Source organism: Streptomyces sp. NPDC006733, assembly GCF_040636125.1.
Classification (GTDB): Bacteria; Actinomycetota; Actinomycetes; order Streptomycetales; family Streptomycetaceae; genus Actinacidiphila.
On the sequence record NZ_JBEYJD010000020.1, the window covers coordinates 53,728 to 79,955 of the forward strand.

Sequence of the window (26,228 nt, forward strand, 5' to 3'; positions counted from 1 at the left end):
CAACCTGGTAACGTTTCTGACCTGATTGCACTTCCGCTAGGATCGGCGCCATGGACGAGACGGACGGGAACGGGGCAGGCCGACCGGGCGGCCTGCGGGAGCTGAAGAAGGCCAGGACGCGGCAGAACATCTCCGACACGGCCATCGAGCTGTTCCTGCGGCGCGGGTTCGACCAGGTGCCGGTCGCCGAGATCGCCGCCGCGGCCGAGGTGTCCAAGCCGACGCTCTTCCGGTACTTCCCCGCCAAGGAGGACCTGGCGCTGCACCGGTTCGCCGACCACGAGGGCGAGTTCGCCCGGGTGGTGCGGGACGCCGCCGGGGACCGGCCCCCGCTCACGGCGCTGCACCGGCACTGCGCGGCGGGCCTCGACGCCCGCGACCCGGTCAGCGGGCTCAACGACAGCCCGGAGGTACTGGCGTACCTCGCGCTGCTCTACTCGGCGCCCAGCCTGGTGGCGCGGCTGGCCGAGTACACCGTCCGCGATCAGGAAGCGCTGGCCGGGGCGCTGCGGGAGGCGTCCGCCGCGGCGTCCGGCGACCTGCTGCCGCAGCTCGCGGCGGCGCAGATCATCTCCGTGCACCGGGTGCTGGCGCAGGCCAACTGGCGGAAGCTCGCGGACGGCCGCAGCGCCGACGAGGTCCATCCCGAGGCGGTCGCGGAACTCGACCTGGCCTTCGGCCTACTGCGGCAGGGCCTGGCCGCCCGCTTCGGCTGACATCCCCCGGGCCGCGTCCTCACGAACCGCGCCCTCACGAACCCGCGCCCTCACCGACCCGCGTCGTCACGAACCCGCGCCCTCACCGACCGCGCCTCCGGAGACCGCGTCCGCCCGCACCGCGTCCTCGCGCAGCTCGATCTTGCGTATCTTGCCGCTGACCGTCATCGGGAAGGTCTCCAGCAGCCGCAGCCGGCGCGGGATCTTGTAGTGCGCGAGCCGGCCGCGGCAGAAGGCGTCGAGCTCCTCCAGGGTGAGCGGCTCCGCGGGGTCGCGCAGCACCACGCAGGCCAGGATCTCCTCGCCGTACCGCTCGTCCGGCACCCCGACGACCTGCACATCGGCGATCTTCGGGTGGGCGTGCAGGAACTCCTCGACCTCCCGCGGGTAGACGTTCTCCCCACCCCGGATGATCATGTCCTTGATCCGTCCGACGACGGACAGGTAGCCGTCGGGGCGCATCACCGCCAGGTCCCCGGTGTGCATCCAGCGCGCCGCGTCGATCGCCTCGGCGGTCCGCTCCGGCTCCTCCCAGTACCCCAGCATCACCGAGTAGCCGCGGGTGCACAGCTCACCGGTCGTGCCGCGCGGCACCGTCGCGCCGGTCGCCGGGTCGATGACCTTCACCTCCAGGTGCGGCAGGACACGGCCGACGGTGGCGGTGCGGCGCTCCAGATCGTCCTCGCGCCGGGTCTGGGTGGAGACGGGCGACGTCTCCGTCATGCCGTAGGCGATGGACACCTCGGCCATGTGCATCTCGGCGACCACCCGCTTCATCACCTCGACGGGGCATGGCGACCCGGCCATGATCCCGGTGCGCAGCGACGACAGGTCGAAGGTCGCGAAGTCCGGCAGGTCCAGTTCGGCGATGAACATCGTCGGCACCCCGTAGAGCGAGGTGCAGCGCTCGCGTTCGACCGCGTGCAGGGTGGCGACCGGGTCGAACGCGGGGGCCGGGATGACGACGCAGGCGCCGTGGCTGGTGGCCCCCAGATTGCCCATGACCATGCCGAAGCAGTGGTAGAACGGCACGGGCAGGCAGACCCGGTCGTGCTCGGTGTAGCCGATCATCTCGCCGACGAAATAACCGTTGTTGAGGATGTTGTGGTGCGAGAGCGTGGCGCCCTTGGGGAAGCCGGTGGTGCCCGAGGTGTACTGGATGTTGACCGGGTCGTCGCAGCTGTTCGCCGCCTCGCACGCGGCCAGGTGCCCGGCGGGCACCAGCTCCCCGGCCGCCAGCAGTTCGTCCCAGCCCGGGTCGCCGATGTACACGACCTCGCGCAGCAGCGGGCAGCCGCCGCGCACCTGCTCCGTCATCGCCCGGTAGTCGCTGCCCTTGTACGCGGTCGAGGCGATCAGCACCGCGATGCCGGCCTGCTGGAGGACGAACTCCAGCTCGTGCACCCGGTACGCCGGATTGATGTTGACCATGACGGCGCCGAGCCGGGCCGTCGCGTACTGCACGAGCACCCACTCCGGGCAGTTGACCGCCCAGATCCCGACCCGGTCGCCCCGGACCACGCCCTTGGCCGCCAGCCCGAGCGCCACCTCGTCGACGGCCCGGCCGAACTCGGTGTACGTCCAGCGGCGGCCGGTCGGCACGTCCACCAGCGCCTCGCGTCCGGGGTACGCGGCGATCGCCCGGTCCAGGTTGCGGCCGATGGTGTCGCCGAGCAGCGCGGTGGTTCCGGTGCCGCTAGCGTAGGACAGTTCGGCCCGCGGTATCGGCCCGGTCGCCGTCATCGGTGGTCCTCCTCGCGGTACTCCGCGCCGCCGTCCCGGGCGGTGGCCTCCCGCAGCTCGATCCGGCGGATCTTGCCGGAGACGGTCTTGGGCAGGTCCGCGAACTCCAGGCGGCGGATGCGCTTGTACGGCGCGAGCGCCGCGCGGGAGTGCGCGAAGATCGCCTTCGCGGTCTCCGCGCCCGGCTCCCAGCCCGCCGCGAGCACGACGTACGCCTTCGGCACGGCGAGCCGCAACGGGTCGGGGGCCGGGACGACGGCGGCCTCGGCGACCGCCTCGTGCTCCAGCAGCACGCTCTCCAGCTCGAACGGGGAGATCTTGTAGTCCGACGCCTTGAACACGTCGTCGGAGCGGCCGACGTAGGTGATGTAGCCGTCGGCGTCGCGCGAGCCGATGTCGCCGGTGCGGTAGTAGCCGTCCGCCATCGCCGCCGCGGTGCGCTCCTCGTCCCCCGCGTAGCCGGTCATCAGCCCCACCGGGCGGTGGGTGAGGTCGAGGCAGATCTCGCCCTCGTCGCCCGGCTCGCCGGTCAGCGGGTCGACGAGCGCGACCACGTAGCCGGGGCTCGGGCGGCCCATCGAGCCGGTCTTGAGCGGCTGGCCGGGGCTGTTGGCCACCTGCACCGCGGTCTCCGTCTGCCCGAAGCCGTCCCGGATGGTGACGCCCCAGGCCCGCCGGACGTGCTCGATGACCTCGGGGTTCAGCGGCTCGCCCGCCGCGACCACCTCGCGCGGCGGGGTGCGCAGCGCGCTGAGGTCCGCCTGGATCAGCATCCGCCACACGGTCGGCGGGGCGCAGAAGCTGGTCACCTCGCAGCGGTCCATCTCCGCCATCAGCCGGGCCGCGTCGAAGCGGGTGTAGTTGTGGATGAAGACCGTCGCCTCGGCGTTCCAGGGGGCGAAGAGGTTGCTCCACGCGTGCTTGGCCCAGCCGGGCGAGGAGATGTTGAGGTGCACGTCCCCCGGCTGGAGGCCGATCCAGTACATGGTGGCCAGGTGGCCGACGGGGTACGAGATGTGGGTGTGCTCGACGAGCTTGGGCCGGGCGGTGGTGCCGGAGGTGAAGTAGAGCATCAGCGGATCGGACGCCCTGGTGGGGCCGTCCGGCGTGAAGCCCGCCGGGCTCGCGTACGCCTCCTCGTAGGGGTGCCAGTCCAGGGCCTCGCCGCCGGCCACCACCCGGGTGTACTCCCCCGGCACGTCGGCGAACTTGGCGGTGTCCTCGGCCCGCACCACGACGTGCCGGGCGCCGCCGCGCTCGATGCGGTCCGCCAGGTCGGCGGGACCGAGCAGCGGGGTGGCGGGGATGACGACGGCACGCAGCTTCATCGCGGCGAGCGCGGTCTCCCACAGCTCGACCTGGTTGCCGAGCATGACGACGATCCGGTCGCCGGCCCGCACCCCCAGGCTCCTGAGGTGGCCCGCGACCCGGTTCGACCGGTCGGCCAGCTCGGCGAAGGAGTAGAGGCCCTCCGAGCCGTCCTCCTCCACGATCCACAGCGCGGTGCGGTCGTTGTCCCGGGCGATCGCGTCGAACCAGTCCAGCGCCCAGTTGAAGTACTCGGGCTCGGGCCAGCGGAACCCCGCGTAGGCCGCCCGGTACTCCTCGCGGTGCCGCAGCAGGAAGTCCCGGGCCGCCCGGAACTGCTCCGTCGGCCCCTCGGTCCCGCCAGTCGTCGCACCGCTCGCCGTCATGTGCCCTCCTCAGTGCTCGACCGCTGAGTAGCATCGTCCATCCAGCGGCCCGGGTCCCACCACCCCCGGACGGGGGTGTCGGGCTGAAGGAGTGACTTCGGGGTGAGGGAGTGACGTGACGGAAACGGGCGAGGCCGCCGACGTACGGGCGGCCCTGCTGCGCATGCGGCGGGCCGGCGGGCTGCCGGTCGCCTTCGGCGGGCTGCTGTCGGGCGGGCGGCAGCTGCGGATCTCGGAGCTGTCCGGCACGGAGACCTCCGCCCTGCGCACCCTGGCGATCACCGCGGGCAACGGCCTGGGCGGCAAGGCCATCGCGCTGTCCCGGCCGTTCTCCGTGACCGACTACCACGCGTCGCGCGTCATCAGCCACGAGTACGACCAGGCCGTCGCCGCCGAGGGCCTGCGGTCGGTGCTGGCGGTGCCGGTGGTCGTCCGCAGCCGCGTCCGCGGCGTGCTGTACGGCGCGCTGCGCCAGCCGATGACGCTCGGGGACCGGCCGCTGACCGCCGCCGTGGCCGCGGCGCGCGAGCTGGAGCAGTCCCTCGCGGTCCGCGACGAGGCGCACCGGCTGCTGGCCCTCCTCCACCAGCCGGTCGCGGTCGACCCGGGGGCCTGGGAGGAGGTCCGCGAGGCGCACGGCGAGCTGCGCGCCCTCGCCCCGCTGATCGGCGACCCCCGGCTGCGGCAGGCGCTGCTGACCGCCTGCGGCCGGATCGCCGCCGCGTCGGGGGCGGCGGGGACGGCGGGGCGCGAGGGCTCCGCGGCCCGCGAGCTACCCCCGGCGGCGCCGCTCTCCCCGCTCGCGCCGCGCGAGCTCGACGTGCTCGCCGCGGTGGCCTCGGGCGCGACGAACGCCGCCGCCGCGCAGCGGCTGGGGCTGCGGCCGGAGACCGTCAAGAGCTATCTGCGTTCCGCGATGCGAAAACTGGGTGCTCACACCCGGCTGGAGGCGGTAGTGTCCGCGCGCCGGGCAGGGCTGCTTCCCTGACCGACCCGGTGTGTCTCGGAGGTGAGGGTGTTGGTGTCGACCGACCGCCTGCTGGCGTTCGCCGCGATGTCCGTGCTGCTGATCCTGATACCGGGTCCCAGCGTGCTGTTCGTCCTCGGCCGGGCGCTGGCCCACGGCCGCCGCACGGCCCTGGAGAGCGTGCTCGGCAACACGGTGGGCTCCTACGTCCTGGTCGTGGCGGTGTCGCTCGGGCTCGGCTCGCTCGTGGCGGGCTCCGCGGCGGTCTTCCTGGCCCTGAAGCTGGCCGGCGCGGCGTACCTGGTCCTCCTCGGGGTGAAGGCGCTGCGGCACCGCCGTGACCTGACCATGGCGCAGGACGTCCCCGGCGGCGGCGCGCGCAGCGGGCTGCGGACCCTGTGGGAGGGGTTCGTGGTGGGCGTGACCAACCCCAAGACGATGGTGTTCTTCGCGGCCGTGCTCCCGCAGTTCGTGGACCGCTCCGCAGGCCGCGTCCCGCTGCAGATGCTCGTCCTGGGCATGGTGTTCAGCCTGACCGCGCTGGTCTTCGACAGCCTGTGGGCGCTGACCGCGTCCGCCGCCCGCACCTGGTTCGCGCGCTCCCCGCGCCGCCTCGCCGCCATCGGCGGCACGGGCGGCCTGGCGATGATCGGCCTCGGCGTCACGGTCGCGGTCACCGGCCGGACGGACTGACCGGCGGCCCGCGGCCGTCCCCGCCTGTCCGCCCGCAGGACCGTCCGTGCGTCCGTGCGTGGGCACCCCCCCCGGCGATACCTCGCGTGTCGGCCCATACCTCGCGCCGCGTCTGCTTCAATCCTCAACTTCCCTATGCCGCCGCCCCGTTGACGCCTACCCTTGCCCGCAGCACCAGACGTCAAGGAGCCGCGGTGGGCAAGCGCCGTTTAGGACAATATCCCCAGTCCCGATACGCACATCTGCTCTCGTCGGAACGCATCGGCAACTACACCGAGCACCGCCCGGCGACCTTCGAGATCCCCGTCGAGCGCCCCTCCAAGGGGTGCCAGTCGTGCACCCTGGCCTGCGAGACCTGCCGGACCTCGCTCACGTACACGGTCTTCTCCATCCCCGCGACCCGGGCGCGCCGTTGGGCGTGGCTGCTGACGGCGCTGGCGGGCAGCGCCTCGATGCTCGTGTCGGGGCTCACCATCCACCACCTCGGCGGCCGGCACCTCGGCGAGCCGGGCGGGGGCCTCAGCGGCCTGATCGCCCTCGGCTCCGTCGGCGGCTTCATCGTCGCCGCCGTCGGACTGAGCTTCTGGTGGTACGAGGACGGCGTCCGCGGCCCCGGCCGGCTGACGGGCATCGGCGGCCACACGATAAAGCGCTGACGCGCGCGGTGGTGGCGCACCGCGATGGTGGCGCACGGTGGCCGCGTGCGCCGCGATTCCGGGTGGGCGAAGGAGGATTCGAACCTCCACAGCCGAAGCGGGGGCTTTACAGGCCCTTGGGATCACCGATTCCCGGTTCGCCCGGAGCGGAGGAGGTGGGGGTCGAACCCACACGGGTGCTCACACACCCCGACGGTTTTCGGGACCGCGGCCGGCGCCGCCTCTCGGCTGGCTCCTCCATGACGTACGCGGAGAGTGCGCGGATCGAACGCGCGCGGGCTCACACCCGACTACGGCTTAGCAAGCCGCTGCCTTACCACTCGGCCAACTCTCCACAGGGTGGGGCGGCAATGGAGAAGCCGCCCTGGCGGGGGTTCCCGCAGGCGGCTCGGTGACGGCTGTCACCGGTGGCTATGCGGCCTGCCCGAGGCTCCCGCGCTGGGAACGGGTACTGGAAGAGCGCTGATAACGCGGCGAACCGGCCTGGACGTTCATCGTGCGCTCCCCTCGTGCCTCGTCGGTGGTGTCACCACTGTGCCGGGCGGCGTCCGCCGGGGCAACGGATTATCCGGCGGGCTGCCCCTCGCCCAGCAGGGCCGCGATCGCCGGGGCGTACGCGGTCTCGATCTCGTCCGCCGTCAGGGCGGTGACGGCCGGCAGGCGCAGCAGGTAGCGGGTCAGGGCGAGGCCGAGGAGCTGGGCGGAGACGAGGCCCGCCCGGCGGGCGGTCTCCGGGCCCGCGGCGGCCAGCGCCGGGACGAGGGCGGGGGCCACCTGCCGGGCGAAGATGTCGCGCATGCGGGCGGCGGCCTGGTCGTTGGTGACGGCCGAGCGCAGCAGGACGAGGAGCGCGTCGTCGGTGGGGTCGCCCTCCCAGCGGTCCAGGAAGTGCCGGACCAGCGCGCGCGGCAGTTCGGCGGGCGGTACGGCGGTGAGGTCCGGCAGCCGCAGGTCGATGGCGAGGGCCGCCTCGAACAGGCCCTCCTTGCTGCCGAAGTAGCGCATCACCATCGACGGGTCGATGCCCGCGTCGGCGGCGACGGCGCGGATGGTGGTGCGCTCGTAGCCGTGACCGGCGAAGCGCTCGCGGGCGGCGGTGAGGATGGCGGATTTCGTCTGGTCCGAGCGGCGCGGCTTCTCTGTTCCGGTCACATCAACAAGCGTAGGCCAACAAGCGTTGACAAGCCAGCGAGCCCCGGCGCACCATGTCCACAGACGTTGGCCAACAACCGTTGGCAACGCTGTCGAGAGGGGGCACCACATGACCGCCGCCGCACTCCCCGCCACCACCCGCGTCGCGATCGTCGGCGCGGGCCCGACCGGGCTCGCGCTGGCCGTCACGCTGGCCGGGGCCGGCGTGGACTTCGTCCTGCTGGACCGGCTCGCCGAGGGCGCCAACACCTCCCGCGCCGGCGTGGTGCACGCCCGGACGCTCGAGGTGCTGGACGAGCTGGGAGCCTCGGCCGCCCTGGTCGAACGCGGGCTGGTCGTCGAGCGGTTCCGCGTCCGGGACGGCCGCCGCGCGCTGGCCGCGCTGGACTTCGGCCGGCTGCCGACCCCGCACCCGTACACGCTGCTGGTGCCGCAGTACGACACCGAGGCCGTCCTGCTGGCGCGGCTGCGCGAGCTCGGCGGCGACGTGCACCGCCCGTACGAGGTCGCCAAGGCCGAGCAGGACGAGGACGGGGTGACGCTGACGATGGCCACCGGCGAGACGCTGCGCGCCGCGTACGCGGTCGGCGCGGACGGCATGCACAGCGTCGTCCGCGAGGCGGCCGGCATCGGCTTCACGGGCAGCGCGTACGAGCAGTCGTTCGTGCTCGCCGACGTGACGATGGAGTGGGCGCCGGGCCGCGCCGAGGTGGCGCTGCAGTTCCACGCGGCGGGGCTGGTCGTCATCGCCCCGCTGCCGCAGGACCGCTACCGCGTCGTCGCCACCGTCGACGACGCCCCCAGGGAGCCGGACGCCGCCTACGTCCAGCGCGTCCTGGACGAGCGGGCGCCCGGCCAGGCGAAGGTCACCGGGCTGGTGTGGAGCTCGCGCTTCCGCGTGCACCACCGGGTCGCCGACTCCTACCGCAACGGCCGGCTGCTGCTGGCCGGGGACGCCGCGCACGTGCACAGCCCGGCCGGCGGCCAGGGCATGAACACCGGCATCCAGGACGCCTTCGCGCTCGGCCGCGCCCTCGCCGAGGACCGGCTGGACGGCTACGAGGCGCAGCGCCGTCCGGTCGCCGAGCGGGTCGTCGCGTTCACCGACCGCATGACCCGGATCGCCACCACCCGCAACCCCCTGCTCCGCACGGCGCGCAACCTGCTGCTGCCGGTGGCCGGCCGCGTCCCGGCCTTCCGCACCCGGCTCACCACCGAGCTGGCCGAGCTCGACTACCGCTGAACCGCGCCCTGCGTCACACCGCCGGCTGCACGTCGCCCACCATCGACGAGGGGACGTCGCCGCGCCCCGCGAGGTCGCCCGGCGGGATGCCGGGGTGGTGGCGGGCGGCGGCGTCCGGGCCCGGGGCCCCGGCCTCGCCGAGGGCGAGGCGCGAGACGATGCGGTAGCGGTCGCCGCGGTAGAGCGAGTGGACGTACTCGACCGGGCGGCCGGTGTCGTCCTTGGTGAGGCGCTCGAAGAGCAGCGCCGGGGAGAGCAGCGGCACGCCCAGCAGCCGGGCCTCGACCTCGTTGGTGACGGTCGGCTCGATGGACTGCACCGCCTCGTGGATGCGCACCCGGTGCCGGTCGCGCAGGAACTGGTAGAAGTCCCCGGACTCCATGTCCTGCGCCCGCAGGCCGGGCACGAGGACGGCCGGCACGTGCAGGTACTCGATCGCCATCGGCTCGCCGTCGACGAGCCGCAGCCGCGCGATGTAGGTAATCTCGGCCGCCGGTGAGATGTGCAGCTTGCGGCCCACCCGCGCCCCCGCCTGCACGGTGGTCAGTTCCAGGACCCGGCTGGACCAGGTGCCCGACGCCTTCGGCACCGAGAACGAGTGCTCGTCCGCCACCAGTTCCTGGGTGATCTTGGTGGGCGCCACGAACATCCCGCGCCCGTGCTCCCGGACGATCAGTCCGGTGTTGACCAGTTCGTCGACCGCGGAGCGCAGCGTCGGGCGGGAGACCGACAGCTGCTCGCACAGCGTCCGCTCCGAGGGGATCGGGTCTCCGGGCAGCTGGGATTCGACGAGCTCCAACAGGTAGTCCCGCACCCGTTCTCGCTTGAGCGCCGACCGTGGCGACTCGCTTCCCATGCTCACTCCTTCGTGCCGTCCGGGTGCCGCCCCGGCGCGTCCGGGCTGCTGTCCTGTCCAGTCCCTCCCCTGGAGGCTATCCAGATCCTGACCAGTACGCCAGGCCGGTCCGCTCCCGAAGGGGAGGATCCGGCGGCAACCGGCGCTCAACCCTTTGTCTGCACGAGGTCTTGACGGCTCCACTGGTCTATGCCACCTTCTCCAACCAGCACCAGACCAGTTGTGAAGTGGTAAGTTCCGCCGCTCCTATTCGAGGTGACAGACCCCGTGAGAACCAGACTCCTTGCAGGCACCGCGGCACTCGCGATCGCCGTGGCCGGCCTGAGCGCCTGCAGCTCTTCCGCCGACTCGTCGGACACGGCGGGCGACGGCAAGAGCCCCGCCGAGCTCACCGTGTGGATCATGAAGGGGAGCGTCTCCGACCCCTTCCTGGAGCGCTTCAAGACCGACTTCGAGAAGACCCACGCCGGCACCACCCTCAAGATCCAGATCCAGGAGTGGGACGGCATCGGCGCGAAGATCACCAGTGCCCTGGCGAGCAAGGACGCGCCGGACGTGATCGAGGTCGGCAACACCCAGGTCGCGCAGTACGCCGCCAGCGGCGGGGTCAAGGACCTGACCGCGAAGACCGACGACCTCAAGGGCGCGGACTGGATACCGGGCCTGGCCGAGCCCGGCAAGATCGACGGCAAGCAGTTCGGCATCCCCTGGTACGCCGCCAACCGCGTCGTGGTCTACAACAAGGACCTCTTCGCCCAGGCCGGCATCACCACCCCGCCCAAGACCCGCGACGAGTGGATCGCCGACACCACCAAGCTCAACACCGGCGGCAACGACGGGATCTACCTGACCGGGCAGACCTGGTACGCGCTGGCCGGCTTCGTCTGGGACGAGGGCGGTGAGTTCGCCGTCAAGGACGGCGACCGGTGGAAGGGCACCCTCGACACGCCCCAGGCACAGGCCGGGATGGCGTTCTACAAGAAGCTCCAGGCGCTGGGCAAGGGCCCGAAGGACTCCGACGAGGCCAAGCCGCTCCAGGCGGAGGTCTTCGCCAAGGGCAGGAGCGCCCAGATCATCTCCGTCCCCGGTGGCGCGGCCGCGATCATCAAGGCCAACCCGGCGATGAAGGACAAGATCGGCTTCTTCCCGATCCCCGGCAAGACCGCCGACAAGCCCGGCGCGGTCTTCACCGGCGGCTCCGACCTCATCATCCCGGAGGCCTCGAAGCACCAGGACGCGGCCTACGAGGTCGTCAAGGCACTGGCCGGTGAGAAGTGGCAGACCGACATGGCCAAGGAGATGAGCTACGTCCCCAACCGGACGTCGCTGGCCGGCGCGCTGGCGGGCAACGAGGGCGGCGCGGTGATGGCGGTCGGCGCGGCCAACGGCCACGGCACCCCCAACTCCCCCAACTGGGCCGCCGTCGAGGCGAACAACCCGATCAAGCAGTACATGACGCAGTACCTGACCGGTGCCGACCCGGCCACGGCCGCCCGCACCGCGTCCGAAGCCATCACCAAGGCCCTCAACACCGCTTCCTGAACCGGGGACCGGCCCGCACGCCCCCGCGCGGGCGCCCCGGCCTGACGAGACAGACGCCACCAGGACAACAGGAGAAGTGCCGTGCCCGCTGCACCCCCCGCCGCCCGTCGGCGCCCCCCTCAACAGGCCCTCGTGGCTCCGCCCCCGGCACCGCGCCGCAGGCGGCCCGTGCTCGGCGCCCTCTGGCCGTATCTGTTGATCGCTCCCACCGTGGTGGGCACGGCCTTCCTCCTGCTGTACCCGCTGATCCGCAACACCGTGATGTCCTTCCAGCACTTCCGGCTGGGTGAACTGATCCGCGGCGGCGCCGCGTTCGTCGGGTTCGACAACTACTCCGAGGTGCTGAACGACCCCGAGTTCTGGACGGTGGTGCGCCGCACCCTGTGGTGGACCGCGCTCAACGTCGTCCTGATCATGGTGCTCGGCACCCTGATCGCCCTGATGCTGGCGCGGCTCGGCAAGCGGATGCGGCTGGCCGTGATGAGCGGGCTCGTCCTGACCTGGGCGACGCCGGTGATCGCCGCCACCACCGTCTTCCAGTGGCTCTTCCAGTCCCGCTTCGGCGTGGTCAACTGGGCGCTGGTGTCCCTCGGGTTCGAGTCCTACCGCGACTACTCCTGGTTCGCCGACGGGAACTCGACCTTCTTCATCCTGGTCACCCTCGTCGTCTGGCAGTCGGTGCCGTTCGCCGCGCTGACCCTCTACGGCGGCCTCACCACGATCCCCGCCGAGCTGTACGAGTCGGCCCGGCTCGACGGCGCCGGCAGCTTCCAGGTCTTCCGCCACGTCACCTTCCCCATGCTGCGGCAGCTGTTCGCGCTGATCACGTCCCTCGAAGTGATCTGGTGCTTCAAGTGCTTCGCCCAGATCTGGGTGATCAGCGCGGGCGGCCCGAACGGCGCGACGACCACCCTGCCCGTCTACGCCTTCCAGATCGCGCAGTCGCTCCACAAGTACGACGTCGGCTCGGCGGTCTCCACGCTGACCGTGCTGATCCTCCTCGTGGCGCTGGTCTTCAACCTGCGCCGCATGTTCCAGCAGGAAGGAGAGGTCCGGTGACCCGGTCGCTGCGCAAGGTACCGCTCAACCTCGCCGCGCTGTTCGTCCTCGCGGTGTCGGTCTTCCCCGTCTACTGGATGGTGCTGACCGCCTTCAAGCCGACCGTGGACATCCAGGCCGACACCCCGTCGTTCCTGCCCCGCCACCTCACCCTCGACCACTTCTCCGCCGCCGTGCACGCCGACGGCTTCGGCACCTTCTGGCGCAACAGCCTCACCGTCACCCTCGGCGCGGTGCTGCTCTCCCTGGTCGTCGCGCTCCTGGCCGCCTTCGCGGTCGGCCGGATGCGCTGGCGCGGGCGGCGGGCCTTCATCCTGATGGTCTTCACCGCGCAGATGGCGCCCTGGGAGGCGCTGCTGATCCCGATGTACGTCATCGCCCGGGACACCGACATGCTCGACAAGCTGTCGATGCTCACCCTGGTCTACTTCATGACCACGCTGCCGTTCACCATCGTGACGCTGCGCGGGTTCCTCGCCGCGATCCCGGTGGAGCTGGAGGAGGCGGCACTGGTGGACGGCTGCACCCGGCCGCAGGCGTTCCGCCGGGTGACGTTCCCGCTGCTGGCCCCCGGACTGCTGTCCACCTCGCTCTTCGGGTTCATCACCGCCTGGAACGAGTTCGCGTTCGCCAACACCCTGATCATCAAGAACCAGGACGCCAGGACACTGCCGGTCTGGCTCTCCTCGTTCAGCAACGTCTTCGGTACCGACTGGGGCGCCACCATGGCCGCCTCCTCGCTCTTCATGCTCCCCGTCCTGGTGGTCTTCCTGGCCCTGCAGAACCGCGTCACCTCCGGGATGACCGCCGGCGCGGTCAAGGGCTGACGCGTGCCGACCGGAACGACCCGAATCCCGTACGGGCCTGGAGGCCGACCTGTGATCATTCCCCACCCCAGCCATCTGGTCCGCATCCCGGGCCACTTCACCTTCACCCCCGACACGGCCGTCCGGGCCACCGAGGGCGCGGAGGGCGCCGCCCACCTGCTGCGCACCCTGCTGCGCCCCGCCACCGGACTGCCGCTGCGCTCCTCCCCCGACGGCAACGTCATCCTCGCCCTGGACCCGCAGCTCGGCGGGCTGGGCACCGAGGGGTACGGGCTGACCGTCGGCCCGGACGCCATCCTGCTGCGGGCCGGCACCGCGGCCGGGCTGCTCAACGGCGTGCAGACGATCCGCCAGCTGCTGCCGCCCGAGGCGCTGTCGACCGCTCCCGTCACTGGGGTGCCGTGGCGGCTGCCGTGCGTGCAGGCCACCGACGTGCCGCGGTACCACTGGCGCGGGGCGATGCTCGACGTGGCCCGGCACTTCCAGCCGGTGTCGTTCCTGCGGCGCTTCGTGGACCTGATCGCCTTCCACAAGCTCAACGTCCTGCACCTGCACCTCACGGACGACCAGGGCTGGCGGATGCCGGTCCCCGGCTACCCGCTGCTGACGGAGACCGGCGGCCACCGGGCGCGCAGCATGACCGGCCGGGCCGGCAGCGCCCGCTGGGACGACACCCCGCACGGGGGCGCGTACACCGCCGCCGAGCTGCGCGCGCTCGTCGCCTACGCGGCCGAGCGCGGCGTCAGCGTCGTGCCCGAGATCGAGATGCCGGGCCACGCGCGGGCGGCGCTCGCCGCCTACCCGCACCTGGGCAACGTGCCCGGCCGGCAGCTGGACGTGTGGACCGAGTGGGGCGTGTGCGAGAACGTGCTCGGCGTCCACGACGAGGTGCTGGAGTTCTGCCGCACGGTGCTCGGCGAGGTCCTGGACGTCTTTCCGTCGCCGTACATCCACGTCGGCGGCGACGAGTGCCCCACCGTGGAGTGGACGGAGAGCCCCCGCGCGCGGCAGCGGGCGGCCGACGAGGGGCTGGCGGGGCCGAAGGCGCTGCACGGCTGGTTCCTCGGGCGGATCGGCGACTTCCTGCTCCAGCAGGGCCGCAAGCCCGTGTGCTGGGCGGAGGACGGCGGGATCCTGCCGCCGGAGTTCACCGTCATGCCGTGGCGCGACTCCGACCACGGGCTGGCCGCCGCCCGCCGGGGGCACGACGTCGTGATGGCGCCGTTCCGCACCACGTACCTCGACTACCCGCAGAGCGACCGGGCGAGCGAGCCCCTCGGGCAGTCCGGCGCCGTGGTCGACCTGCGGACCGTGCACGGCAACGATCCCGCGCCGCGCGAGTGGGAGCCGGACGCCGCCGCCCGGGTGCTGGGCACGCAGGGGCAGCTGTGGACCGAGTTCGCGGCCACGCCCGCCCAGGTCGAGTACCTCGCCTTCCCCCGGCTGTCGGCGCTCGCCGACAGCGCGTGGAACCCGCGCAGCGACTGGAGCACCGACTTCCTGCCCGCCATGCGCCACCACGAGGCCCGGCTCGCGGCGCTCGGCACCCGCCGCCAGGCCGTGTCCGGCTGATCCCGCCGGGCGTCGCCCCCAGATGTTCCACCCCGCACCACCCGCATCACCCGCAGTCGCACCACCCGTAGTTCCTTCCAGCAGTTCCCCCCTGCGATACCCCCACCTGGAAAGGGATTCACCGTGTCCGCAAGATCACGTATACCCGTCCGCGTGCGTACGGCGATGGCCCTGTGCACCTCCGCCGGGCTCGCGTGTGCCGCGCTGACGGCCATGCCCGCCTCGGCCGCGCAGGACTCGCTCAGCGCGCAGTACCGCACCAGCGCGACCGGGGCCACCGCCGACCAGTCGGAGCCGTGGCTGAAGGTCACCAACACCGGCAGCACGACCGTGCCGCTCAGCGGGGTGACGGTGCGCTACTACTTCAAGGCCGACACCGCCGACTCCTCGTACCGCTTCGCCTGTTCCTGGGCGGTGAAGGGCTGTGCCAACATCACCGGCACGTTCGGCACCCTGGCGCATCCCACCGCCACCGCCGACCGGTACCTGGAAGTCGGCTTCACCGCGGGCGCCGGCTCGCTCGCCCCCGGCGCCGACACCAGCGACATGCAGCTGCGGTTCTACCGGTCCAACTGGGCCACGCTGCGGCAGAGCGACGACTACTCGTTCAACGCCGCCCAGACGTCGTACGCCAACTGGTCGAAGGTCACCGTGCAGCGGGGCGGGACCGTCCTGTGGGGCACCGCGCCCGAGGGGAACGACCCCACCCAGCCGCCGACCAACCCGCCGACGACGCCGCCCACTACCCCGCCGACCACGCCGCCGAACGGGAACGGCCCGGCGCTCTTCGACGACTTCAACTACACCGGCAGCAGCGACCCGCTGGTGCAGCAGCACGGCTGGACGGTGAAGTCGGGGCAGGGCGGCCCCGGGGTCCCGGGGGCCACCTGGTCGCCGCAGGACGTCACCTTCGCGACGCAGAACGGCAACAGCGTCATGAACCTCAAGCTCACCACCGACGGCACGGCCGCCGGCACCAGGGAGACGGAGATCCAGACCACCGCGCGCAAGTTCCGCAACGGAACGTACGCCGCGCGGGTGAAGTTCAACGACACGCCCGCGACCGGCCCCGACGGGGACCACGTCAACCAGACGTTCTTCTCCTTCACCCCGCTCGCCCGCGACATGGACCCCGACTACGGGGAGCTGGACTTCGAGTACCTGCCCAACGGCGGCTGGGGCGAGACCGGCAACATCATGTACACCACGTCCTGGGAGACCTACCAGAACGACCCCTGGAACGCGGTCAACGCCCACACCGAGAGCCGGCAGAGCTACGACGGCTGGCACGACCTGGTCGTCACGGTCGACAACACCGACATCAAGTACTACATCGACGGGCAGCTGTTCGGGACGCACGGCGAGCCGTACCTCCCCGAGACGCCGATGTTCATCGACTTCAACCACTGGCTCATCGACCTCAACGGGCAGACGAGCAGCACGCCCCGCTCGTACAACGAGCAGGTCGACTACGTCTACTTCGCCAAGGACCAGGTGCTGAGCCCGGCGCAGGTGCAGGCCCAGGTGGCCGTCTACCGGGCGGCACACACCACCCACGTGGACACCGTCCCGGGGAGCTGAACCGGCGCGGCGGCGTCAGCCCCCGGGTCCGATCCGGACCTCGTGGCGCGCCGCCGACGGATCGCTGACGGCCAGCAGCCGCGCGCCCTCCGCCAGGAGGGCGTCGCGGTCGCCAGCCGTCAGCGGCGCGAAGGGCGTCACGCTCACCGCGGCGGCGGCCTTGGTGCGGTCGAACCGCCACGTGCCGCCGACGAAGCCGTCGACCAGGATCGTGCCGCGGATGATGCCGTTCACCGTCATCACCCGGCCGCGGTGCTCGTCGGAGAGGATCCGGGTCCGGTCGGCGTGCGACAGCAGCAGGTTGTCGAAGTCCGCGACGAACCGGGCCGGCACGGGGGTGTCCCGGTCGGGCAGCGAAGCGCCGGGCAGGTCGTACAGCTCCCGGCCCTCCTCGTCGCGGTAGGTCCGCAGGTCCAGGCCCGCGACCACGGAACGCAGCCCCGTCAGGCCCGACCACTTCTGGACGTCGGCGACGCTCGCGGGGCCGAACGCCGCCAGGTAGCGCTCGACGACCGGCCCGGGGTCGGGCGCGGCGAGCGGGGCGCCGAGGTACTCCTCGACGGTGGCGTACGTGGGCTGCCCGCTCTCGCCCCACAGCCCGCGCGGCGGCAGCTGCACCAGCGGGGCCCACAGGCGCAGCGCCTTCTCCAGCGCGTCGGGCGGCACGCCCGGCCAGCGGACGGCGAGCAGCTCGCGCAGTTCACCGGGGTTGCGCGGGCGCTCGGCCAGCAGCTCCCGGCCGGCGGCGACCACCTCGTCGCGGTCCACCCCGTCCAGCGCCGCACCACCCCACGCCGCGCTCCTGACCATCCGGTCGAACACCGGCTGCAGCAGCGGCCGCAGGATCAGCGCGTCGGCCGCGCTCACCAGGTGGACGGTGCCGCGCATCAGGGTCAGCCGCACCGCGCCGCGGTCCTTCATCAGCTGCGCCAGCTCGTCGAAGGAGAAGTCCCGCAGCCGGGTCCACAGGCCGATGTAGGGGGCGTTGGACGCCTGGGACTGCATGCCGAGCAGCCGCTCGATCACCTCGATCGCGGGCGCCTTCGCCCGTTCGAGCAGGAGTTGGCGCTCCAGCAGGGCGCGGTTGAGGGCGCGGCGGTCCAGCGTCGTCGTCGGCATACCGCCTACGCTACGACGCCCTGCGGACGGTTCCGGTCCTCAATGCTGACGCGGTCTACGCGGCCGAGGACCCGACGCGCCGGGATATCGGCGGGTCGGCCTCGTGGTGGATCGGCGTGTGCGCGCCGGTCAGCGGTACGCCGCTGCCGCCGCGCCGGTGGGCGACGATCTCCGCCGCGATGGACAGCGCGGTCTCCTCGGGCGTGCGCGCCCCGAGGTCCAGGCCGATCGGCGAGCGCAGCCGCGCCAGTTCGAGTTCGGTGACGCCCACGTCCCGCAGCCGCTCCAGGCGGTCCAGGTGGGTGCGGCGCGAGCCCATGGCGCCGACGAAGGCGACGGGCAGCCGCAGGGCCCGCTCCAGCAGCGGTACGTCGAACTTCGCGTCGTGGGTCAGCACGCAGATCACCGTGCGGCCGTCGACGCGGCCGGCCGCGGTGGTCTCGTCCAGGTAGCGGTGCGGCCAGTCGACGACGACCTCGTCGGCCTCCGGGAACCGGGCGCGGGTGGCGAAGACGGGGCGCGCGTCGCAGAGGGTCACCTCGTAGCCGAGGAACTTGCCGACCTTGACGACGGCGCCCGCGAAGTCGATCGCACCGAAGACGATCATGCGGGGGGCGGGCACGCTGCACTCCACGAGGAGCGTGAGCGGTGCGCCGCAGCGGCTGCCGTCCGCGCCGATGGTGACGGTGCCGGTCCGGCCGGCCTCCAGCAGGGCGTACGCCTCGGCCGCCGCCGTGCGGTCCCGTTCCAGGTCGCCGAGGCCGCCGTCGTGGCCGCCGTCGGCCCGCAGGGTCAGGGCACGGCCGAGCAGCTCGGCCGGGCCCTCGACGATCCTGGCCACCGCGGCGGTCTCCCCCGCCGCCGCGGCGGCCAGCGCCGCGGTGAACTCCGGCCGCACGCCGGGGTCCACCCGCTGGACGAAGATGTCGATCACGCCGCCGCAGGTCAGTCCCACGGCGAACGCGTCCTCGTCCGAGTATCCGAAGCGCTGGAGCACCGGCTCCGCCGAGTCCCCCGACTCCAGCGCCTCCCTGCAGAGCTCGTAGACGGCTCCCTCGACGCACCCTCCGGACACGCTGCCGATCGCGGTGCCGTCGGAGTCGACGGCGAGCGCGGCACCGGGCTGCCGGGGCGCGCTCCCGCCGACCGCGACCACGGTCGCGACGGCGAACGGACGCCCTTGCCGACACCAGCGGTGCAGCTCGTCAGCGATGTCCAGCATGGTGAACAGCTCCTCTACTTGACGCCGAGCCAGTTCTCGATGGGGTGGAGTGCGAAGAAGACGACGAACACCGCCGTGAGCACCCACATGAAGGCGCCGGGCTCGCGCCACTTGCCCTGGGCCGCCTTGATGGCGGTGTAGGAGATGACGCCCGCGGCGACACCGGCGGTGATGGAGTACGTGAAGGGCATGAGGGCCACGGTCAGGAAGACCGGGACCGAGACCGAGCGGTCCGACCAGTCGACGTGCCGGGCGTTGCTCATCATCATCGCGCCGATGACGACCAGGGCCGCGGCCGCGACCTGGCCCGGGACGATCTGGGCCAGCGGGGTGAAGAAGAGGCCGGCCGCGAAGAGCAGGCCGGTGACGACGCTGGACAGACCCGTACGGGCGCCCTCGCCGACCCCGGTGGCCGACTCGATGAAGACCGTCTGGCCGGAGGCGCCGGCGACGCCGCCGATCGCACCGCCCGCGCCGTCGATGAACAGCGCCTTGCTGAGGCCCGGCATCCGGCCCTGCTCGTCGGCGAGCTTGGCCTCGGTGCCGACGCCGATGATGGTGGCCATCGCGTCGAAGAAGCCCGCCAGCACCAGGGTGAAGACGATGACGCCGACGGTCATGCCGCCGATGGAGCCCCAGCCGCCGAACTCGACGTGGCCGAAGAGCCCGAAGTCGGGCATGGAGACCGCGCTGCCGTTCAGCTCCGGGGAGGCACCGCCCCAGTCCTTGTCGGTCAGGCCGCCGACGGAGTTGACCACGACGGCCAGGACCGTGCCGACGACGATGCCGATGAGGATGGCGCCGGGGATGTTGCGGGCCTGCAGCATGAAGATCAGCAGCAGCGTCACGCAGAAGAGCAGGACCGGCCAGCCGGAGAGCTGCCCGCCGGCGCCGAGGGCGACCGGGGCGGTGCCCTTGGCGTCGCCCTTGCCGACGAAGCCGGCGTTCACCAGGCCGATGAGGGCGATGAACATCCCGATGCCGATGGTGATGCCGTGCTTGAGGGCGAGCGGTATCGCGTTCATGACGATCTCGCGGAGCCCGGTCACCACCAGCAGCACGATGATGGCGCCGTAGATCACGCACATGCCCATGGCCTGCGGCCACGTCATGTTGGGGGCCACCTGGGTGGCCAGCACGCCGGAGACGCTCAGTCCCGCGGCGAGCGCGAGCGGCACCTTGCCGAGGAAGCCCATCAGCAGGGTGGAGACCGCCGCGGCGAGCGCGGTGGCGGTGATCAGCCCCGCGTGGCTGAGCTTGTGCCCGGCGGCGTCCGGACCTGACAGCAGGAGCGGGTTGAGCAGCAGGATGTAGCACATCGCCATGAAGGTCGTGATGCCGCCGCGGACCTCGCGGGAAATCGTCGACTCTCGCTGGGAGATGTGGAAGTACCGGTCGAGCCACGATCGGCCGGCCGGTGGGCGCGAGCCCGCGCCCGCGTCCTCCGCCGTCGTCTTCTGCTCTACAGGGGTTTGGGTCATGGTGCCGACTCCCAAGGTTCAATGGGACACCCGCACGTGGTGCGCGGGTTTTGGGATGGTGCGTGGGCTGCACGACCCGGGGGACGGCCCGAGGCGAACGGGGTGGAGCGGTCACGGCGGATGCCGTTGCCAAGCAGGCCCGTTGGCGGTGCCTGGGTGGCCCCGGACGGGGCGGGGATCGTCATTCCCCCGCCCCGTCCGGAGGTCGTCACGTACCGGTGAGGTGTTCGGGCCTGACCGGTACGCGCTTGAGTGCCAGACCGGTCGCGGCGCGGATGGCGGCGACGACGGCGGGCGTGGAGGAGACCGTCGGGGCCTCACCGATGCCGCGCAGCCCGTACGGGGCGTGCTCGTCGGCGAGTTCCAGTACGTCGACCGGGATGGTCGGGGTGTCGAGGATGGTGGGGATCAGGTAGTCGGTGAAGGACGGGTTCCGCACCTTCGCGTTCTTGTCGACGATGATCTCTTCCATCACGGCCAGCCCGAGGCCCTGCGTGGTGCCGCCCTGGATCTGGCCGACGACCGACAGCGGGTTGAGCGCCTTGCCGACGTCCTGGGCCGCGGCCAGTTCGATGACCTTGACCAGGCCCAGCTCGGTGTCGACCTCGACGACCGCGCGGTGCGCGCAGAAGGAGTACTGGACGTGGCCGTGGCCCTGTCCGGTGACCAGGTCGAACGCCTGGGTGGGGCGGTGCCGCCACTCCAGCTCGATGTCGACGGCCTCGCCCTCGATGACGTCCACCAGGTCGGCGAGCACCTCGCCGCCGTCGGTGACGACCTTGCCGCCCTCCAGCAGGAGTTCGGCGGTGGCCCACGCGGGGTGGTAGCTGCCGAACCGGGCGCGGCCGAGCTCCAGGACCTTCTCGCGGACGGCCTCGCAGGAGTTCTTCACCGCGCCGCCGGTCACGTACGTCTGCCGGGAGGCGGACGTGGAGCCGGCGGAGCCGACCTGGGTGTCGGCGGGGTGGATCGTCACCTGCGCGACGCCGAGCTCGGTGCGGGCGATCTGGGCGTGCACGGTGACGCCGCCCTGGCCGACCTCGGCCATCGCGGTGTGCACCATGGCGACCGGTTCGCCGTTGATGACCTCCAGCCGCACGCGGGCGGTGGAGTAGTCGTCGAAGCCCTCGGAGAAGCCGACGTTCTTGATGCCGACCGCGTAGCCGACCCCGCGCACGACGCCTTCGCCGTGGGTGGTGTTCGACAGGCCGCCGGGCAGCGCGCGCACGTCGGTGCTGCGTCCGGCGGAGTCGCCGGCCAGCCACTGCTGCTCGGGCGGCATCGGCAGCGCCTTGACGCGTCGCAGCAGTTCGGCGACCGGGGCCGGGGAGTCGACGGGCTGGCCCGTCGGCATGATCGTGCCCTGGCTCATGGCGTTGAGCTGCCGGAACGCGACCGGGTCCATGTCGAGGGCGGCGGCGAGCTTGTCCATCTGCGCCTCGTAGGCGAAGCACGCCTGGACCGCGCCGAAGCCGCGCATCGCGCCGCAGGGCGGGTTGTTGGTGTAGAGCGCGACGGCCTCGATCTCGACGTCGTCGATCACGTACGGGCCCACGGACAGCGAGGAGGCGTTGCCGACGACGGCCGGGGAGGCCGAGGCGTAGGCGCCGCCGTCCAGCACGATCCGGCACCTCATGTGCGTGATCTTGCCTTCGCTGGTGACGCCGTGCTCGTACCAGAGCTTCGCCGGGTGGCGGTGCACGTGGCCGAAGAAGGACTCGAAGCGGTTGTAGACGATCTTGACCGGCTTGCCGGTGCGCAGTGCCAGCAGGCAGGCGTGGGCCTGCATCGACAGGTCCTCGCGGCCGCCGAACGCGCCGCCGACGCCGGAGAGCGTCATGCGGATCTTGTCCTCGGGCAGGCCGAGGACCGGGGCGAGCTGGCCGAGGTCCGAGTGCAGCCACTGGGTGGCGATGTACAGGTCGACGCCGCCGTCCTCGGCGGGCACGGCCAGGCCGGACTCCGGGCCGAGGAAGGCCTGGTCCTGCATGCCGACCTCGTACTCGCCGCTGATGACGATGTCGGCGCGCTTGGCCGCCTCGTTCGCGTCGCCGCGGATGATCGGCTGGCGGTGCACGATGTTGGGGTGCGAGACGTGGCCCGCGTGGTGGTCGTCGCGGTTCGGGTGCAGGATCGGCGCGCCCTCGGCGAGCGCCGTCTCCTCGTCGATGACCAGCGGCAGCGGCTCGTACTCGACCTTGATCTTGGCGGCCGCGCGGCGGGCGGTCTCCGGGTGGTCGGCGGCCACGAGGGCGACCGGCTCGCCGTGGTAGCGCACGACGCCGTCGGCCAGGACCGGGGTGTCCTTGTACTCCAGCCCGTACTTGGTGAAGGCGGGCAGGTCGTCATGGGTCATGACGGCGTAGACGCCGGAGGTGGCGAGCGCCTCGCCGGTGTCGATCGACAGGATCCTGGCGTGGGCGTGCGGGCTGCGGAGCGTGAAGCCCCACAGCATGTCCTCGTGCCACATGTCCGAGGAGTACGCGAACTCGCCGGTGACCTTCAGGGTGCCGTCCGGGCGCAGCGTGGACTCGCCGAGGCCGCCCTTGGTCTTGCTGCCCTGCGTGATGTTGGTGGGATTGCGGGTAACGCCCATGTCAGACGCCCTCTCCGGCGGTGGCGGACTCGCCGCGCGCTGCCGCGAGACGGACCGCGTCGAGGATCTTCTCGTAACCGGTGCAGCGGCACAGGTTGCCCGAGAGCGCCTCGCGGATGTCCTGGTCGGACGGGGACGGGTTGCGCTCCAGCAGCTCGTCGGCCGCGACGAGCAGGCCCGGGGTGCAGAAACCGCACTGCACGGCGCCGGCGTCGATGAACGCCTCCTGGATCGGGGACAGGTCCCCGGCCTCGGTGCTCGCGCCGGTCTGCCCGTCGGCCGGCTTGGCCGACCACTTCTGGGCCTCGCCCAGCGGGGTGCCGCAGGCTCCGGTGCCGCAGCGGCCGGCCGCGCGGTCCTTGGCGAAGTCCGCCAGGCCCTCCACGGTCACCACGTCGCGGTCCTGGACCTGGGCGGCGGCCACCAGGCACGCGCACACCGGGACGCCGTCGAGGCGGACCGTGCAGGAGCCGCACTCGCCCTGCTCACACGCGTTCTTGGAGCCCGGCAGGCCCATGCGCTCGCGCAGCACGTACAGGAGGCTTTCGCCCTCCCACACGTCGTCGGCCTCCTGCGGGCGGCCGTTGACATTGAAGGTCACGCGCATGACTGCGTCCTCTCGTTCCCACGGTACTCGTCCCAGGTCCAGCCGAGCGTGCGGCGGGCCATGACGCCCAGCGCGTGACGGCGGTACGAGGCGGTGCCGCGTACGTCGTCGATCGGGTTGGCGGCGCCGGAGACCAGCTCCGCGAACTGCTGGGCGATCGACGGGGTGATGATCTTGCCGTTCTCCCAGAACCCGCCCTCCTCGAGCGCGGCCGTGAGGAAGTCCTCGGCGGCGCGGGCCCGCAGCGGGGTGGGGGCGGCCGAGCCGATGCCGGTCTTGACCGTCCTGGTCCCGGGGTGCAGCGCCAGGCCGAACGCGCAGACCGCGATGACCATCGCGTTGCGGGTGCCGACCTTGGAGAACTGCTGCGGTCCGTCGGCCTTCTTGATGTGCACGGCGCGGATTAGCTCGTCGGCGGCGAGCGAGTTGCGCTTGACGCCGGTGTAGAACTCCTCGACCGGGATCAGCCGGGTGCCGCGGACGGAGACCGCCTCGACCTCGGCGCCGGCGGCCAGCAGGGCCGGGTGCGAGTCACCGGCCGGGGAGGCGGCGCCGAGGTTGCCGCCGACGCTGCCGCGGTTGCGGATCTGGGGCGAGCCGACGGTGTGGGCGGCGAGCGCCAGACCGGGCAGCTCGGTGCGCAGGTGCTCCATGATCTGCGTGTACGGGACCGAGGCACCCAGGCGGACGGTCTCCTCGGTCACCTCCCACTCCTGCAGCTCACCGATCCGGTTCAGGTCCAGCATCACGTCGGGCCGGCGGTGGTCGAAGTTGATCTCGACCATCACGTCGGTGCCGCCCGCGATGGGCACAGCTGTGGGGTGCTCGGCCTTTGCGGCGAGCGCCTCCTCCCAGCTTGCGGGGCGCAGGAAGTCCATGAGGGTTCTCTTCTCGAATCTCGAGCGGGGCTGTTCACGTGTTGTTAACGCTGCGTGGGGCCCAGTACACGGCCCAGCACCCTTCCGGGTGCAGTCACCGAAAACATGAAGGACTTGGCTGGCCAGTACTCATGTCTTGTAGATTCCTATGAAAGGCCGCCCTCCGAAACCTCGCGGCATCGGACCGGCAACACCGGTGGAACGAATCACGCGCCATCCTGGTAGGTCTCCGACCAGGCAAGCGTTCGAGACAAGGCGATTGACGATGCGGCTGCGCGCACTGCTGGACACCGACGTTCTGGGGCTGCGGCTGCTCGGCGGTGAGGACGAGCTCGACCGCACCGTCCGAGGCGTGATGACCACGGATCTTCGCGATCCGAGCCGTTATCTCACGGGCGGTGAGCTGGTGCTCACAGGACTCGCCTGGCGACACGAAGCAGCCGACTCCGAGCGATTCGTACGAATCCTCGCCTCCGCCGGTGTGGCGGGGCTCGCCGCGGGGGAAGCGGAGCTGGGCTCCATCCCCGACGACCTGGTGGCGGCCTGCTTCCGGCACCGGCTGCCGCTGTTCGCCGTGGACGAGGACGTCGCCTTCGCGTCCATCACCGAACACGTCGTGCGGCAGGTCTCCACGGAGCGGGCCGGCGACCTGGCCGCGGTCGTGGACCGGCACCGGCGGCTGATGTCGTCGGGCCCCGCGGGCGGCGGCCCCGACGCCGTGCTGGACCTGCTCGGCACCGACCTGGACCTGCGCGCCTGGGTGCTGTCCGCCACCGGGCGGCAGATCGCCGGCTCCGAGCACCCGCTGCCGACCGCCGTCCGCGCCGAGCTGGCCGGTGCCCATCTGGCCGCCCTGCGCACCGCCCGGCCCTCCCCGCACCGCACCTCGATCGCGTCCGGCGGCGCGGGCAGCACGTACTCGCTCTTCCCGATCCGCACCGGCGGCGGCGTCCCCGGGGCCGACGTGCGGGCCACCCTGCTCTCCGACTGGTTCCTCGCCGTCGACGCCGACGCCGGGGACTGGGCCGCGGAGCGGCTGGACCTGCTGCAGGGCGTCACCCAGCTGATCGCCGTCGAGCGCGACCGGCACGACGCCGCGCGCACCGTGCGCCGCCGGCTCGCGCACGAGGTGCTGGAGCTGGTCCAGGCGGGCTCGCCGCCCGCCGAGATCGCCGCCCGGCTGCGGGCCGCCGCGCCCGTGCTGGTCCCCGGCCTCGCGTCCGCGCCGCACTGGCAGGTCGTGGTGGCCCGGGTCGACTGGGCGGACGGCGAGGTGGCCGCGGGGCCGGCCGCCCAGGCGCTGCTGGAGGAGGCCCTGGTCGACCCGGCCGCCATCGGCCCCGACCCCGCCGACCGCATCGCCGTGGCGCACGCGGGCGACGAGGCGGTGGCCCTCGTACCGCTGCCGCCCGCCGAGCCGTCCGACGACGGCTTCTCCGACGACTGGCGCGCCGACGGGCTGCTCGACACCCTGCGCGGCCCGCTGAGCCGGGGGCTGGCGGAGGACGGGCGGCTCACCATCGGCGTCAGCGCCACCGTGCACTCCGCCGAGGGGCTGCGCGGCGCGCTGGAGGAGGCCCGGCACGCCCGCCGGGTCGCGGCCGCCCGCCCCGGGCGGGTCTGCGTGGCCGGGCACGAGGAGCTCGCCTCGCACGTCCTGCTGCTGCCGTTCGTGCCCGACGACGTCCGCCGCGCCTTCACCGCGCGGCTCCTGGACCCGCTGCGCGCCTACGACCGGCGGCACCGCGCCGAACTCATCCCGACCCTGGAGGCGTTCCTCGAGTGCGACGGGTCCTGGACGCGCTGCGCGACCCGGCTGCACCTGCACGTGAACACGCTGCGGTACCGGATCGGCCGGATCGAGCAGCTGACCGGGCGTGATCTCGCCCGTCTGGAGGACAAGTTGGACTTCTTCCTCGCTCTTCGCATGAGCTGACACCGGCCGCTCGGATCACTGACATCATTCGGATCACTCGGATCACGAGCAATTGATCACCGCCCTCTTGGCGCGGGCCCCTAGGGCA

Annotated in this window: 21 protein-coding genes and 3 tRNA genes; 11 read left to right on the forward strand and 13 right to left on the reverse strand. The window is 72.3% G+C overall.

What is annotated here, in order from left to right; genetic code table 11:
* Positions 1 to 50 precede the first annotated feature (50 nt).
* Positions 51 to 716 (forward strand): TetR family transcriptional regulator, encoded by a 666-nt coding sequence (locus tag ABZ721_RS19230; protein WP_358789814.1) that lies wholly within the window; start codon positions 51 to 53, stop codon positions 714 to 716.
* 66 nt (positions 717 to 782) lie between these two features.
* Here ABZ721_RS19230 and ABZ721_RS19235 read toward each other — a convergent pair whose 3' ends face one another.
* Both ABZ721_RS19235 and ABZ721_RS19240 read right to left on the reverse strand, forming a co-directional pair.
* On the reverse strand, positions 783 to 2,459 hold the full coding sequence (locus ABZ721_RS19235; RefSeq protein ID WP_358789815.1) for an AMP-binding protein: 1,677 nt from the start codon (positions 2,457 to 2,459) through the stop codon (positions 783 to 785).
* Positions 2,456 to 4,153 carry an AMP-binding protein gene (locus ABZ721_RS19240; RefSeq protein ID WP_358789816.1) on the reverse strand — a complete coding sequence of 566 codons (1,698 nt, stop codon included), beginning with the start codon at positions 4,151 to 4,153 and terminating at the stop codon, positions 2,456 to 2,458. Before ABZ721_RS19240 ends, ABZ721_RS19235 begins: the two co-directional genes overlap by 4 nt.
* A gap of 115 nt (positions 4,154 to 4,268) precedes the next feature.
* Here ABZ721_RS19240 and ABZ721_RS19245 point away from each other — a divergent pair, with 115 nt between their 5' ends.
* The 3 genes from ABZ721_RS19245 to ABZ721_RS19255 all read left to right on the forward strand — a co-directional run bounded on the left by ABZ721_RS19245 (position 4,269) and on the right by ABZ721_RS19255 (position 6,469).
* Positions 4,269 to 5,141 (forward strand): helix-turn-helix transcriptional regulator, encoded by an 873-nt coding sequence (locus ABZ721_RS19245; protein WP_358789817.1) that lies wholly within the window; start codon positions 4,269 to 4,271, stop codon positions 5,139 to 5,141.
* A gap of 30 nt (positions 5,142 to 5,171) precedes the next feature.
* Positions 5,172 to 5,813 (forward strand): LysE family translocator, encoded by a 642-nt coding sequence (locus tag ABZ721_RS19250; RefSeq protein ID WP_358789901.1) that lies wholly within the window; start codon positions 5,172 to 5,174, stop codon positions 5,811 to 5,813.
* Between the two features lie 194 nt (positions 5,814 to 6,007).
* A complete protein-coding gene (locus tag ABZ721_RS19255; protein WP_358789818.1) occupies positions 6,008 to 6,469 on the forward strand; it encodes a hypothetical protein in 462 nt (153 codons plus the stop codon).
* 63 nt (positions 6,470 to 6,532) lie between these two features.
* Here the strand turns inward: ABZ721_RS19255 and ABZ721_RS19260 are convergent.
* The 4 genes from ABZ721_RS19260 to ABZ721_RS19275 form a co-directional block, all read right to left on the reverse strand.
* Positions 6,533 to 6,612, reverse strand: a tRNA-Tyr gene (locus ABZ721_RS19260).
* A 4-nt stretch (positions 6,613 to 6,616) separates the two neighbouring features.
* Positions 6,617 to 6,708, reverse strand: a tRNA-Ser gene (locus tag ABZ721_RS19265).
* A gap of 10 nt (positions 6,709 to 6,718) precedes the next feature.
* Positions 6,719 to 6,803, reverse strand: a tRNA-Ser gene (locus tag ABZ721_RS19270).
* Between the two features lie 230 nt (positions 6,804 to 7,033).
* Positions 7,034 to 7,621 carry a TetR family transcriptional regulator gene (locus ABZ721_RS19275; protein WP_358789819.1) on the reverse strand — a complete coding sequence of 196 codons (588 nt, stop codon included), beginning with the start codon at positions 7,619 to 7,621 and terminating at the stop codon, positions 7,034 to 7,036.
* 109 nt (positions 7,622 to 7,730) lie between these two features.
* On the opposite strand from ABZ721_RS19275, the gene ABZ721_RS19280 reads away from it, so the two are divergent.
* Positions 7,731 to 8,864 carry an FAD-dependent monooxygenase gene (locus ABZ721_RS19280; RefSeq protein ID WP_358789820.1) on the forward strand — a complete coding sequence of 378 codons (1,134 nt, stop codon included), beginning with the start codon at positions 7,731 to 7,733 and terminating at the stop codon, positions 8,862 to 8,864.
* 13 nt (positions 8,865 to 8,877) lie between these two features.
* On the opposite strand, the gene ABZ721_RS19285 is transcribed toward ABZ721_RS19280, so the two are convergent.
* Entirely contained in the window at positions 8,878 to 9,720 is an 843-nt protein-coding gene (locus ABZ721_RS19285; protein WP_358789821.1) for a GntR family transcriptional regulator, read from the reverse strand.
* Positions 9,721 to 9,987: 267 nt separating this feature from the next.
* Here ABZ721_RS19285 and ABZ721_RS19290 point away from each other — a divergent pair, with 267 nt between their 5' ends.
* From ABZ721_RS19290 to ABZ721_RS19310, 5 genes are all read left to right on the forward strand, one after another.
* Positions 9,988 to 11,262 (forward strand): extracellular solute-binding protein, encoded by a 1,275-nt coding sequence (locus ABZ721_RS19290; protein ID WP_358789822.1) that lies wholly within the window; start codon positions 9,988 to 9,990, stop codon positions 11,260 to 11,262.
* Positions 11,263 to 11,394: 132 nt separating this feature from the next.
* Complete coding sequence (locus ABZ721_RS19295; RefSeq protein WP_358789902.1) at positions 11,395 to 12,321, forward strand: sugar ABC transporter permease; 927 nt, start codon at positions 11,395 to 11,397, stop codon at positions 12,319 to 12,321.
* Entirely contained in the window at positions 12,318 to 13,148 is an 831-nt protein-coding gene (locus ABZ721_RS19300) for a carbohydrate ABC transporter permease (RefSeq protein ID WP_358789823.1), read from the forward strand. Before ABZ721_RS19295 ends, ABZ721_RS19300 begins: the two co-directional genes overlap by 4 nt.
* Before the next feature lie 54 nt (positions 13,149 to 13,202).
* Complete coding sequence (locus tag ABZ721_RS19305) at positions 13,203 to 14,720, forward strand: beta-N-acetylhexosaminidase (RefSeq protein WP_358789903.1); 1,518 nt, start codon at positions 13,203 to 13,205, stop codon at positions 14,718 to 14,720.
* Between the two features lie 165 nt (positions 14,721 to 14,885).
* Positions 14,886 to 16,301, forward strand: coding sequence for a cellulose binding domain-containing protein (locus tag ABZ721_RS19310; protein ID WP_358789904.1), 1,416 nt, complete (start codon positions 14,886 to 14,888; stop codon positions 16,299 to 16,301).
* Between the two features lie 15 nt (positions 16,302 to 16,316).
* Here the strand turns inward: ABZ721_RS19310 and ABZ721_RS19315 are convergent, their stop codons facing one another.
* From ABZ721_RS19315 to ABZ721_RS19340, 6 genes are all read right to left on the reverse strand, one after another.
* Entirely contained in the window at positions 16,317 to 17,420 is a 1,104-nt protein-coding gene (locus tag ABZ721_RS19315) for a winged helix DNA-binding domain-containing protein (protein ID WP_358789824.1), read from the reverse strand.
* Positions 17,421 to 17,475: 55 nt separating this feature from the next.
* Positions 17,476 to 18,642: an XdhC/CoxI family protein gene (locus ABZ721_RS19320; protein ID WP_358789825.1), complete on the reverse strand. Its 1,167-nt coding sequence runs from the start codon at positions 18,640 to 18,642 to the stop codon at positions 17,476 to 17,478.
* 14 nt (positions 18,643 to 18,656) lie between these two features.
* Positions 18,657 to 20,123 carry an NCS2 family permease gene (locus ABZ721_RS19325; RefSeq protein WP_358789826.1) on the reverse strand — a complete coding sequence of 489 codons (1,467 nt, stop codon included), beginning with the start codon at positions 20,121 to 20,123 and terminating at the stop codon, positions 18,657 to 18,659.
* 208 nt (positions 20,124 to 20,331) lie between these two features.
* A complete protein-coding gene (locus tag ABZ721_RS19330; RefSeq protein WP_358789827.1) occupies positions 20,332 to 22,719 on the reverse strand; it encodes a molybdopterin cofactor-binding domain-containing protein in 2,388 nt (795 codons plus the stop codon).
* A gap of 1 nt (position 22,720) precedes the next feature.
* Positions 22,721 to 23,326: a (2Fe-2S)-binding protein gene (locus ABZ721_RS19335; protein WP_358789828.1), complete on the reverse strand. Its 606-nt coding sequence runs from the start codon at positions 23,324 to 23,326 to the stop codon at positions 22,721 to 22,723.
* Positions 23,317 to 24,204 (reverse strand): xanthine dehydrogenase family protein subunit M, encoded by an 888-nt coding sequence (locus ABZ721_RS19340; protein ID WP_358789829.1) that lies wholly within the window; start codon positions 24,202 to 24,204, stop codon positions 23,317 to 23,319. The genes ABZ721_RS19335 and ABZ721_RS19340 overlap by 10 nt, the downstream gene beginning before the upstream one ends.
* A gap of 265 nt (positions 24,205 to 24,469) precedes the next feature.
* On the opposite strand from ABZ721_RS19340, the gene ABZ721_RS19345 reads away from it, so the two are divergent.
* Positions 24,470 to 26,140, forward strand: a complete 1,671-nt coding sequence (locus ABZ721_RS19345; RefSeq protein ID WP_358789830.1) for a PucR family transcriptional regulator ligand-binding domain-containing protein — start codon at positions 24,470 to 24,472, stop codon at positions 26,138 to 26,140.
* Positions 26,141 to 26,228: the final 88 nt, after the last annotated feature.

What these genes read in the sequence shown, in the direction of transcription:
- ABZ721_RS19340 (WP_358789829.1), bottom strand. Translation starts at nt 24,204, where the DNA reads ATGGACTTCCTGCGCCCCGCAAGCTGGGAGGAGGCGCTCGCCGCAAAG.
- ABZ721_RS19285 (WP_358789821.1), bottom strand. Translation starts at nt 9,720, where the DNA reads ATGGGAAGCGAGTCGCCACGGTCGGCGCTCAAGCGAGAACGGGTGCGG.
- ABZ721_RS19235 (WP_358789815.1), bottom strand. Translation starts at nt 2,459, where the DNA reads ATGACGGCGACCGGGCCGATACCGCGGGCCGAACTGTCCTACGCTAGC.
- ABZ721_RS19330 (WP_358789827.1), bottom strand. Translation starts at nt 22,719, where the DNA reads ATGGGCGTTACCCGCAATCCCACCAACATCACGCAGGGCAGCAAGACC.
- ABZ721_RS19320 (WP_358789825.1), bottom strand. Translation starts at nt 18,642, where the DNA reads ATGCTGGACATCGCTGACGAGCTGCACCGCTGGTGTCGGCAAGGGCGT.
- ABZ721_RS19315 (WP_358789824.1), bottom strand. Translation starts at nt 17,420, where the DNA reads ATGCCGACGACGACGCTGGACCGCCGCGCCCTCAACCGCGCCCTGCTG.
- ABZ721_RS19280 (WP_358789820.1), top strand. Translation starts at nt 7,731, where the DNA reads ATGACCGCCGCCGCACTCCCCGCCACCACCCGCGTCGCGATCGTCGGC.
- ABZ721_RS19240 (WP_358789816.1), bottom strand. Translation starts at nt 4,153, where the DNA reads ATGACGGCGAGCGGTGCGACGACTGGCGGGACCGAGGGGCCGACGGAG.
- ABZ721_RS19345 (WP_358789830.1), top strand. Translation starts at nt 24,470, where the DNA reads ATGCGGCTGCGCGCACTGCTGGACACCGACGTTCTGGGGCTGCGGCTG.
- ABZ721_RS19325 (WP_358789826.1), bottom strand. Translation starts at nt 20,123, where the DNA reads ATGACCCAAACCCCTGTAGAGCAGAAGACGACGGCGGAGGACGCGGGC.
- ABZ721_RS19230 (WP_358789814.1), top strand. Translation starts at nt 51, where the DNA reads ATGGACGAGACGGACGGGAACGGGGCAGGCCGACCGGGCGGCCTGCGG.
- ABZ721_RS19335 (WP_358789828.1), bottom strand. Translation starts at nt 23,326, where the DNA reads ATGCGCGTGACCTTCAATGTCAACGGCCGCCCGCAGGAGGCCGACGAC.
- ABZ721_RS19310 (WP_358789904.1), top strand. Translation starts at nt 14,886, where the DNA reads ATGGCCCTGTGCACCTCCGCCGGGCTCGCGTGTGCCGCGCTGACGGCC.